The organism is Acaryochloris sp. IP29b_bin.148, from assembly GCF_028285565.1.
Lineage (GTDB): Bacteria > Cyanobacteriota > Cyanobacteriia > Thermosynechococcales > Thermosynechococcaceae > Acaryochloris.
Genome location: NZ_JANQOY010000223.1, coordinates 1 through 11,082, shown reverse-complemented (window position 1 = coordinate 11,082; position 11,082 = coordinate 1). Strand labels below are relative to the sequence as shown.

Genomic DNA, 11,082 nt, shown 5'->3' with positions numbered 1-11,082 from the left:
TTCATTTTATGAACTAATCTGAAAACCTTTCTCTGTATAAGATTTGATAGAATTTACATTTCGAAATCTACAGCAGCTTTTCGAGCCTTACCTACTTAGGACGGTATAAAAGGAGCGTAAACCTAGGTCAGCCAACCATGAAGACCAATTGCAGCGAGAATCCCACTCAATAATGTCCAGACTCCGTCTGCAAATAAATTGATGCGCTGAATATTTTGAGCCGCTTCTGCCTTAAAGAGGATGGCTAAATCATTTGTGCGTTGGAGAACCTCCTTGTATGCTCGGTAGTCGATTTTGAGTTGTTCCCAATCTGTCAGCGCCGAGTTCCCAAAAATCACCACTCCAGCGATACCAGGGATGATAATGATCAGAAATAGAAACTTTCGACGCTTCACAAACGAACTCCAGAACTAGGGTAAGGGCAAAGTGCTGATCAACCGCTTGCGGTTGCGATTCCACCGCACTTTTTCAAAATCCTGAGAAACTACAATCAATGTATCGTAGTGATTGCTCAAGCTGATGTGGCATGGGAACAAATCATGATAGTCAATCAACTTTAGGTAGGAATAAGGCATGAGTGTCGCCACCCTTTGGCTGGGTATTAGTTCACTTTCAGGTTTAATTTGGGTGGGGCTCCTGCTCTTTCGAGGTCAGTTTTGGCGGGCCAATCCAGTCCTGGATCCCACACCGCCACCTCTAGATCAGCAAGAATGGCCCAGCGTTTGTGCTATCGTGCCCGCTCGTAATGAAGCCGAAGTGTTGCCTGTGAGTTTGCGATCGCTCCTACAGCAAACATATCCAGGCCCCTTCAACGTTCTGCTTATCGATGACCAAAGCACCGATGGAACAGGAGAAATTGCTCAACAAATCGCTGCCGAGTTAGACCAGCCTTCCCAGCTACAAATCCTTCAAACTACGCCCCTCCCTCCAGGCTGGTCTGGTAAACTCTGGGCCATGCATCAAGGGATTGAAACTGTCCTAGCCGAGTCGGCCCCCACCTATTTCCTACTCACAGATGCTGATATTCAACATGGGCTCAATTCACTTCTTTGCTTAGTGACTAAAGCAGAACAGGAACGACGAGACATGGTCTCCTTGATGGTTCTGCTCCGCTGCCAGAGCCTTTGGGAGCGACTTCTGATTCCTGCCTTTGTCTTCTTTTTCCAAAAACTCTACCCCTTTTCCTGGGTCAATCAGCCGCAGAACCAGATGGCAGCTGCTGCGGGAGGCTGTATTTTAGTCCGTCGTGACGCGTTAATCGCCGCAGGTGGTATTGCGGCGATCCGGGAAGCTCTGATTGATGATTGTGCGCTGGCGGCGGCGATCAAATTAACGCCTAATTCCCAACCCAACCGCAATATCTGGCTGGGACTGAGCACCTCCACCCACAGTCTGCGTTCCTACAATACCCTCGACAGCATTTGGTCAATGGTGGCGCGCACAGCCTTCACCCAGCTCCATTACTCAATCGTGCTCCTGATCGGCACCGTTCTGGGGATGCTGTTGGTTTACCTAGTCCCGCCCTTTAGCCTTTTGCTCGGGGTAGTGTTGGGCAATATCAGCATTACCCTTGTGGGACTAGTCACTTGGGTCTTAATGACCATGGCCTATCTGCCCACAATTCGGCTCTATCAACGCTCGCCGTTATGGGCTGTGTCGCTACCTGTGATTGCACTGCTCTACAATCTGATGACTCTTGATTCTGCACGACAATACTGGCAAGGACAAGGGGGGGCTTGGAAAGGAAGGGTTTACCCTGCCCGATAAAGTCGGGCTAATCTTGGGATCATTCCTCAGCTCTCATCTCTTCCTTATGGTGTGTGATAGTACAGCACGGTCGAACTCCACGATTGGGGGGTCTCCATTCTTTGCTCACGCCAACAGAGTCCAATTAAGGCAGCGGTATACAGCATAAAACCCGGTTCTTCTATTTGAGTAAAAATAAAGCCAAACACCAGAACACTGAGCATCATCAATCTGGAGAGATTATCACGGCATATGCATTGCCAAACAATATAGCCTAGAAAAAGGTAGGCACCGAGTCCCAGTAATCCTAAGTCTCCCCAGATACCTGCCCAACCAAATAGGGGACAAAATATCGTCGACTCCAACGCTAGCCAATTCCCGAAGTAGGCCGCCAGAACGGCTTCACTGGCAGGATGTCGGGTCGCACCTAAAGCGCCAAAGATTTCCCAATTTTCTTCTAATAACCATCCACCTAAGCGCCCGACCGTATGTCCTGGACCGAGTCCAACTAGCCAATTCAGGAAAGAATGGAAATAGGTGGGAATAATCCGAAAAGCGGCTGGCTTGATGTAAGCAGCTTCTCCGTCCAGCCCCCAAACATTGTCCTTATCAAGATAGACCCGAAAAGCATACAACCCATCGATATTGTAAATACACCAATAAAACACAGCCATGATTAAAATAATGCCAATGGCATACATCAATGCCTTACTGATATCTTTCATGGTCGTAAATGCGAGTAATATCCCACCCCCAAATAAGGCCACTAAAACCTGTTTAGAATCGGATAACTGAACTTGAAAAAGGGCTGCGCCTAAAATACTAATTCTTAGCCAGAGGGGAGCTGCTTTGGCAAACAATAGATAGTAGATCCCGAAGTAAATTGAGACCGTTGCCGATACATAATTCCCCGCGCCAGACACGAAGAATACCCCTCCCATGCCATCTCCTTCATTTAACCCATCGGCCGCAATCACGCCGGCTTTCAGGAGGGGCCATTGACAAAAAGCCAAGGCCATATTGGCAAAGGAGGATCGGATAATCCATTTCCGAAATCTGGCAAAGCTCCGCGCAGACATCGGCAAAAAGACGATCGATGCCAACAGTAGAAAAGGATTGCCGAGCATCAGGAAACTTAAGAGGGCATTCACGATACCGGCATTGTTGAGTAGCGCACTGGCCACTGTCACCGTGAACAAAATCATCAGCCCAGCAAGGAAGGTTTGGGTAATCCTAAGTTGTTGCCGATTTTTGGGTTTGGCGGTCGTTAGAATGATGGCGGCAACTACAGGAACAACAACAAAATGGGCGTGATTCAGCGCAGCGGGTGCTCGCGTGACGGAACAAAAAATTCGAGAGAAAAATGCTACAGAGAATGCGACCAGGACAAGTGTGGTGCCGTCGTATAACCACTTCTTGGGTTCCCGGATATTCTGCTGTTGCCATCCAGGGGTTAGGTCTGATGGATACATAGGTCTTTTTCGTTACTTGGGAGTTAGGAGGGTAGCTGTTGGCAAATTTGGGTGTAAAGCTGGAGATATTGAGTTGCGATCGCACTCAGAGAGAAGCGATTTCGGGTAACGGCCTGAACAGGCGCAGATGGGTTTATTGTCTCGGAGATGGCTCGCTCTAAGTTCTCAACTGAGTTGCTGTCCAACCGAAAGTAAACACAATCCTCACCCGCAACTTCTCGCAGAATCGGAATATCGGAACACACTACTTTGCAGCCAAGATGTAGCGCCTCTGCCAGGGGAAGACAAAAGCCTTCCGTGGAAGAAGCGACCGTATAAAGGCGACAATTTTGGTATAGCCAGCACAACACGCCATCCGAGACCGACGATAATAACAACACCTGCGTCTGGAGCTGTAGTGTTGCGATCTGCTGCTGAAGATTTTCTGTTTCAGGACCGGGACTCCCCACTAATACCAGTAGGGTTTCTGGGGCTAGCTGGTGTTGCTGTAACAAATGGGCAAACGCCTGAATCAGAATATGAAGGTTTTTGTTCTTTCGATGTTGCGCCACGGTGAGCAGAAAGGGGAGATTTTGTTCGCCGACCCATGCCTCTGGCGGTTGAGGCACAATATCCGTAAAATCAACTGAGTTATAGATCACAGCTAATTCTGCCTGTATCTTGGGGAAGAAAAACTTGAGTTTTTTCAAGGTTTCCTGAGAGACACAGGTCAGCCCATTACTTTGGGCAATACATTGACGTAAAAACAAACGATTAAAAATAGATTGAACGCGACCAAAGTTCTCCGGACATTCATAGGGATAGAGATCATGAATGGTGGCCACAACAGGACAATCAAAACGCGATCGCACAAAGGGCAAAGGGAACGACAAGTGAACGATATGCGGCTGCAGACGATTCGCCAATACAGGCAGTCCATTCAAAAACCAAAGATTTCTGGAGATTGATCGATTGGGAATATCAACACCAATGACCTTGATCTTGGGGGAAGATAGCCTAAAAACCGTTTCGAAGTATTCTTTTTGCCAAGTACCCGTGACAAAAGAAACTTGGGTCACTTCCTCGGTTTCAACCAGACAGCGAGCTAGGTTAGCGGCGTGTCGACAGACACCTGTTGGTTTGGTCGGCCTATGCAAAACTGCAATGAGGACATGCATATTTAAGAAACCACTTTGTTCTAGATGGCGTTGCGGCTGTGCTGCTGATTAGCAGAGGTCCTGAGGAACGTACCTTGTTCAATGGGCACATACAGCCGACGAACCAGCTGGCTCCACTGATACTCTCTTGCGCGTTTATAAGCTCCTTCCTGCAATTGAGCCAATAGGGCAACGTCTTCAGATAGAACTTTGAGTCTATCGGCCAGGGCCTGAACCACTGCGTGCTCATCCAAATCGGCTGTTTTCACGACTCTGCCACAGGACTGATCAACCAAAACACCTGGCCCCCCCAAATCAAGGCAAATCACAGGTAAACCTTGTGCCAGAGATTCTAAAATAACATTCCCGCTAGAGTCATGGAGGCTAGGGAATAAAAAAACGTTATGGGCAGCATAGCGTTGCATTAGCTCTCTTTGGTCCATCCAAGGAATCCAGTGGATGGCTGAATCAATCTCTAATTGCGTTGCTAACTGGTGAAACCAACTGGCATCGGGGCCGCTCCCAATCACCGTCAAGGTTGACTCAGGTCGTTGTTGATGAAATTGGGCAAAGGCTTGCAATCCCAAATGGAGCCCCTTCCAATACACTAGACGCCCCACATATAGCACTTGAAAAGGAGCATCTGGTGTCCAGGTTTCGGATTGTTGTTCCTTAGATAGGGTGGTAGCAGGTGAGTCAATACCAATCTCAAGGTACACACGACATTTGTCTTCGTATCGCTGCGGAATGCTGGTTAAGGTCTGTTGGGTTTTACAGAGAATGACCGTAGATCGCCGATACACAGCATGGGAAACGGGATCAATTTTTACCAGTAGATTGAATAAATCTCTCAAGCTATCCAAAATATGGCCCTTGAGCTGAAAACTCTGACGGAGTGCATAGGGAGCCCGCTCTCCCCCGCCCAAGGGTCCTAGAATAAAGGGGAGATCTAGAAAAGCCAGGAATGAGGGTTGACGTAATACCCCAAAGGTAATGTGATGGACCCAGTCAAATTCGATCTGCTGGCTCAGGGATTTTGCAACTTGATAAATGCCCCATTGCCAACAAATATAGTAAAAATAGATGCCCCCTGGCCCCTTTTTCAGGGTTCTCATCCAAGCGGGCAAATCATAGTAGACAAACTGCAAGTTAGAACGGGCTTTAGCAGATAGCGCTTGTTCAATCGTCTGCTGATTGTTAGCTCGCGTGATTACCCATACTTGATGCCCTAAATCGGCTAACTCAATCGCCCAACGCCATCCAACTCCCGGTTCTGACCCTTTATTTGGTTCACATGAATAGGCCGAGAGCAACACCTTCATAGAACGCCTTGTAAAGTATATGAGATTTCTTGTTTAAAGAAATTCCCATCTGCTGTCTTGTTCCTTTCCAAGCTTTTGATCCACATATCGGTTAGATAGTACAAAGCTAAACGATTATATTGAAGTCGATCAATCCCTAGAAATCCCAAGTAACGACTGACGACGGGATGCTTCCACGTCAAGTCTAAAATATTTTTGCGCGCCCGGAGAAGATGCGACTGAATATATTGATAGTGGAATAAATCATAGAGAGGCAGCCCATCGGGTCGTGCATCTTCCCAATCAACAGCAACCAGTCTTTGGCGATCCACCCACTTCAAATTCCAAGGTGCAAAATCACCATGAATCCAAGTTGCGGTGAGGGGGGTAGGGTCGTCTATCTGTTTCAAGACGGCTTCGCCCATTTGTCGTGCAGAGACTTCGACCCTGTCTTTCAGCGTCTGAAGACGTTGATTTAATTGATCAACATGCTGCTGTAGAGAAAGGGTTATTCCCGGTCGAGAGAGGGAAGATAGTAAGTCGATATGGGCTTGTGCCAGTGGCTTGCTCACATGTCGACCTTCTAAAGCAGTTTGTACAGAAATCCCGGTTTGCTCATTAACATACAGCAGATGAGGAGATAGACCCGGCTTCTCAGCAATAAAGTGGGTGAGGATATCGGCCTCTCGTAAAATCGTTTTCTCTGCCATTCTCCCCAAAGAGTATTTGGCAATAGAGGCAATCTCGTTGGTTTCAGAATTAACCAATGAGACAACTGCCTTACGCGTCACCCCTGGCGTGCCAATGTAAATCGTAGGAACCAAATGCTGCTCATTGGGATAACCCATACATTTCCAATATTTGGCAGTGGGAGCAGCAATTCCCACAGGAATAGTTCCAGGTAACCGGTGCAATTTACCGGCCCGATACGCCATTAGTAATAGCTGCCATTTCAAATATGAAGCGGTGCTATAGGGGCGCCATTGCTGTAGAACTGACAAGCCATATTTCGGATTGTGCGGGACTAGCCAACGAGGCTCATTGGCGCTGCTGATCAGCCAAAAACGATTTTCTAAAGGCAAGTCATGGGAGTTATCCCATGTTAGCGATAAGTCCTCGGAAAAAACTTGGCAAATAATCTTCTCAATAAATAGGTTATCAAGCACTTATTATCGGGTTAATCAAAGGTTAAAGATACCCATAGTGTAACCTTTGGACTTGACAAGTATCCATACAGATATTGGCAAATCACCTGTTCTAAATGCTTGAAGAAGAAGTGATGAAGTGCCGAGCAATAGACCGTTCCCGTAAGCCTCTCTGACCTGTGATCACTGAATGCAAAAAGCCCTCAAAAGCTTTAAGGTAGGAGCTTTTGAGGGGCTAGGCTTAAGATGCTGGCCCAATAAGGGCCAATGATAAAGGTTTATCCAGCTTTTTGAGGGACAACCCATGGCAGAGGGAGCGAGAGATTGCTGAAATCTGGAGATTGAAGAACCTTGGCGTACAGGTTGGCAAAGAACTGTCCTTTCGCACTCAAGGTATACAATTCTGCAACTCTCTGTTTTCCAGCTTGCCCCATCGCTACTCTATCGTCGGGATTGGTTGTTAACGTTTGCAGGGCGATGGCCATCTCGTGAATGGCGTTTTCGGGAGAATCGGCTGAAGCCTTGATCCCTGTCTTTGTTGTCACTTGCTGTGCAGGCCCCCCTAAATTAAGGCAGACTACGGGGCGTCCTGCCGCCATCGCTTCTAAACAAACCCACCCACCTGAATCATGGAGACTGGGGTGGATCAAAGCAGAACAGGCACTCAACTTTTCTAATACCTGTTCTCGTGGTAGACGCCCCATGAACTTGACTTGATCGGCAATGCCTAAAGTTTGGGCGAGCTGCTTAAGTCGCGCTAGTTCTGGGCCATCCCCTAAAATCCAATACTCTGAATTTGCAAGATTCGCTTTGGCAAAAGCCTGCAATCCCAGATGGAATCCTTTCCAATGAAGTAGTCGAGCAATACTAATAAATCTCACTGGTCCGACATCAGGGGGAGGAAGTTGGCCTAATTGCTGAATATCGGCTTCAGATAGACTTGACTCAGACAGACATTGAACCGATGGAGCACCCAACATCTGCACGCGTTGCGCGGTATCTTTGGTTGTGGCAAATGCGATCGCACTACGCTGCGCAGTCCATCGAGTAAACGGATCTAATTCGCCAATCCTTCGCCAAAGAATTCTCACTATCTCGTAGACTCGATTGAGTCTATTAAAGTCACGCCAAAAGGGCTCTGGTGCCGATTCACCGCCCCCTACAGGCCCCCAAACTAGCGGTATGGGTAAAAACGCCAGAAAACAAGGACTGGAGTATTTTACAAAGGTAACGTGGTGAGCAATATCAAACCCAATCTGCTGATGCCACCGTCGGGCCACGAAATAGGCTTGAATTTGCCACAGATAATAATGAATCTGCATGGCTCCAGACTGATTCAATTGCCACAACCAGCCGATGAATGGCAAGTTAAAATAGATAAAGTGTAAGTTGGGGACTGGGTTTGCAGCCAACTCGGCTTCAATGGCCTCTTTGCTCTCATCCGGACGAGTCAGCACCCAAACCTCATGGTGATTCGCCACTTCCCGTGCAGTATTCCACCCTACGCCGCGCTCAGATCCTTGTCCTGGTTCACAGGAATATGCTGACATTAAAACTTTCATGGGTATAGCCTTTTGCGCTTTAAATAACTCTGTAACTGCAAATCGAGATATTTCTTTGAGTTGAAAGAATATTTTGTAACTAGCATCAAAATTCGTTGCAAAACGCTAGTATTTATCAGCAGCAACAAGATAGCTGCCATATAGAAATCTAAAAGGAAAGCGTGAGCCTAAATATCGCGAGACTTTACCTGAGCCAAAGATTCTAACGTTTGAGAATCCATGCATCATCAGTCTTGACTTTAAAAGTCTTGGGAAATGTTGAGTCAGATGGCTAATATAGGTATAAACAGATGTACCCGTCAGTTTGTTTTTAATATAGTGAGGGTTAGGTGTTGTCAGAATTAGCCTGCCGCCAACTATCAGTACTCTTTGAAATTCACAGATTGTCCTATCCACATCGATTGGATATAAGTGTTCAAGAAACTCACCCGCTACAATGACATCAAAAGAATTATCTTGTGTCGGTATTTCATTAGAAAGCCCATAAATTCCTTCTGTATAACAATGAGGCAAGATATTCAGCCTTTTTTGAGAACAATCTAGGCCAGATAATGATAAAGAAGCATCCATTTCATAAAGGGCTAATCCACCTTTGCCTGTGTTACAGCCAACATCGAGAACCTTGTTTGCATTAGCAGGAAAGTGTTTATAAAACTGTCGATATCTCTCGACTGTATATGGATCAAATTCAGAAGCATTACATGATGTGTTTTGGATTTCGTACTTGCCTAGAGTATGAACCATAATACATGTCTCCTTTTATAACTTCCAAGGATTAATATATCTAGCTAAGTCACAGAAAAACTAAGATTGAAATCTTGAAATAAAATGCTTATTGAAATTGATGGATACTTCTAGGTATAGCCACTTAAATAGCCAGGAAAAAAATTTAATCGCAAATAAAAAAACTCCAGCAGGTATGCCATATCGCTCTACAAAATAGTGGAATTTTGTCGTCAATAGATAGGGTGATCTCTTGCTTAGAAATAGAGAATTAAAAGTGCTTAAGGGTTTAAAGTCCGCATCAAAGTGATTTTGAAAAGCGAGCTTGGGATGCACGATGCCCAATAGCCTTACTTCGATATCACCCACAACACAGGCATGGAAACCAGCTCGAGTAGCCCGATAAATATAAGTATCATCCCCTGAATAGTGAGGGAATTTCTTCGCATCAGGAACACCAATTTTTTGATAGACAGCAGCAGGTATTCCTACACACCATCCTGAAAGACCTTCTGCAGCTAAAATCTCTCCAGGTGATGCAGCAAAACCTCTTCTGCCAATAAAGGCATTATCCTGTTTGACCAGACGTCCTTCTGGTGTTTCAACATAACAGGTAGGAGCCACAATGGTATTAGGATGACAATACATATAGTCAACGATTCGAAATAGTGTATCTCCCACAGGTACACAGTCATCGTTAAGCCAAATAAAATGTGTGGCCTTGCGCTCGGCTGCATATTGCATTCCCAAAGCAATGGCTCCAGTCCACCAAAGATTTCCATCACCGGGAACAATGAGTGTATCTGGATATAATTCAGCAATTATCTCTGCGGTGCCATCTGTTGAAGCATCATCAATAACGACAACATGATATTTCTTTGATACTCCTGTTTGTCGTAGATGCTTCAAGCACTCTAGTGTAGTTTCCCGGCGATTATGAACTGGGATTAAAATATATACGGGTTCTTTGCCCAAAAGAGAATTTTTATCCATCAATATTTAATGTAAGCCACGTTCAAATATCTAAGCGTTAATATCAAAATTTTCAAAGATAAAGATTATAGGATATCGAAATATATAAATTAATAGCAGGAAATGCTTTTCTCTCGGAGAAAAGGTTTCTAATTAAAGTTTAGATATCAATAATTTAGACTACATAGTCAGAGTCTTCTGTTTAGTTCTCTTATTTTTAAATTCAGAAAATTTATACCTTGGAGGAACAGATATCTCAAAAAATATCATGCTTGAGAATTGCTAAAAATTATTTTATAAAATAACCAATATCTTGCTAAATGAGCATATAGTCAAAATAAGTATTTCAAGGAATTTCACAAGAAGAACCCATGCAATATATAGTTATTGATTTGTAGTTATTCATAACTATAAATTTTTTAGGTTAGGAACAACTTCTAAAGAGTATATAAAGCAAATATTAATTAAGAGTTAATCCAGATTTAAGCTTGGATTAAATCAATATATTTTTTGCTGGGTAATTAGTTAAGTAAAGATTAAGCCTCTAGTGTCTAAAACGCTAGTATTTCATTATTCTTGATCTAGGTTGCCCCCAAAATATTGGTTTATAACAATTGATTTATAGAATAATTTTAATCCTATAAAATAAAATCAAAAATTTTTACTTTATCCAAAAAATGTGCGTGAAGACTCCAACTATACGAATGTTAGTGGGAGATGTGTATGGCACTTCATTCCCAGCATATTGTTATGCCGAACATGCTAGTATGATTGTACTAGATTTCAAGGCAAGAACCAGTAAGCATCAAGCGAGTGCAATTGATGAAGCGATCAGAACAGCTCAATTCATTCGTAATAAGTGCTTGCGCTTTTGGATGGATCACAAAGGTACGGGCAAATACGACTTAAACAAGTTGTGTAGAGTTCTTGCCAATGATTTTCCGTTTGCTAAGCAACTCAACTCTATGGCTCGACAAGCGAGTGCTGAAAGAGCCTGGAGTTCAATCAGTCATTTCTATGAGAAT

9 protein-coding genes and 1 pseudogene are annotated in these 11,082 nt (G+C 44.7%); 2 read left to right on the top strand and 8 right to left on the bottom strand.

The features are described from left to right. Window positions 1-122 precede the first annotated feature (122 nt). Complete coding sequence (locus Q0986_RS20175) at window positions 123-395, bottom strand: hypothetical protein (RefSeq protein ID WP_299414899.1); 273 nt, start codon at window positions 393-395, stop codon at window positions 123-125. Between the two features lie 178 nt (window positions 396-573). Here Q0986_RS20175 and Q0986_RS20170 point away from each other — a divergent pair, with 178 nt between their 5' ends. Further along, on the top strand, window positions 574-1,767 hold the full coding sequence (locus tag Q0986_RS20170) for a glycosyltransferase (protein ID WP_299414897.1): 1,194 nt from the start codon (window positions 574-576) through the stop codon (window positions 1,765-1,767). Between the two features lie 44 nt (window positions 1,768-1,811). Here the strand turns inward: Q0986_RS20170 and Q0986_RS20165 are convergent, their stop codons facing one another. The 7 genes from Q0986_RS20165 to Q0986_RS20135 form a co-directional block, all read right to left on the bottom strand. Further along, window positions 1,812-3,218, bottom strand: coding sequence for a hypothetical protein (locus Q0986_RS20165; RefSeq protein ID WP_299414894.1), 1,407 nt, complete (start codon window positions 3,216-3,218; stop codon window positions 1,812-1,814). 23 nt (window positions 3,219-3,241) lie between these two features. Further along, a complete protein-coding gene (locus Q0986_RS20160; RefSeq protein WP_299414892.1) occupies window positions 3,242-4,375 on the bottom strand; it encodes a glycosyltransferase family 1 protein in 1,134 nt (377 codons plus the stop codon). Window positions 4,376-4,395: 20 nt separating this feature from the next. Beyond that, window positions 4,396-5,676 carry a glycosyltransferase family 4 protein gene (locus Q0986_RS20155; RefSeq protein ID WP_299414890.1) on the bottom strand — a complete coding sequence of 427 codons (1,281 nt, stop codon included), beginning with the start codon at window positions 5,674-5,676 and terminating at the stop codon, window positions 4,396-4,398. Beyond that, on the bottom strand, window positions 5,673-6,821 hold the full coding sequence (locus tag Q0986_RS20150) for a phosphotransferase (RefSeq protein WP_299414888.1): 1,149 nt from the start codon (window positions 6,819-6,821) through the stop codon (window positions 5,673-5,675). Before Q0986_RS20150 ends, Q0986_RS20155 begins: the two co-directional genes overlap by 4 nt. 257 nt (window positions 6,822-7,078) lie before the next feature. Further along, window positions 7,079-8,362, bottom strand: a complete 1,284-nt coding sequence (locus Q0986_RS20145) for a glycosyltransferase (protein ID WP_366918640.1) — start codon at window positions 8,360-8,362, stop codon at window positions 7,079-7,081. 105 nt (window positions 8,363-8,467) lie between these two features. Then, window positions 8,468-9,106, bottom strand: a complete 639-nt coding sequence (locus Q0986_RS20140; RefSeq protein ID WP_299414884.1) for a class I SAM-dependent methyltransferase — start codon at window positions 9,104-9,106, stop codon at window positions 8,468-8,470. Window positions 9,107-9,166: 60 nt separating this feature from the next. Next, complete coding sequence (locus tag Q0986_RS20135; protein ID WP_299414882.1) at window positions 9,167-10,078, bottom strand: glycosyltransferase family 2 protein; 912 nt, start codon at window positions 10,076-10,078, stop codon at window positions 9,167-9,169. 746 nt (window positions 10,079-10,824) lie between these two features. Here Q0986_RS20135 and Q0986_RS20130 point away from each other — a divergent pair. Beyond that, window positions 10,825-11,082, top strand: a pseudogene (locus tag Q0986_RS20130) (hypothetical protein); the annotation flags it as partial.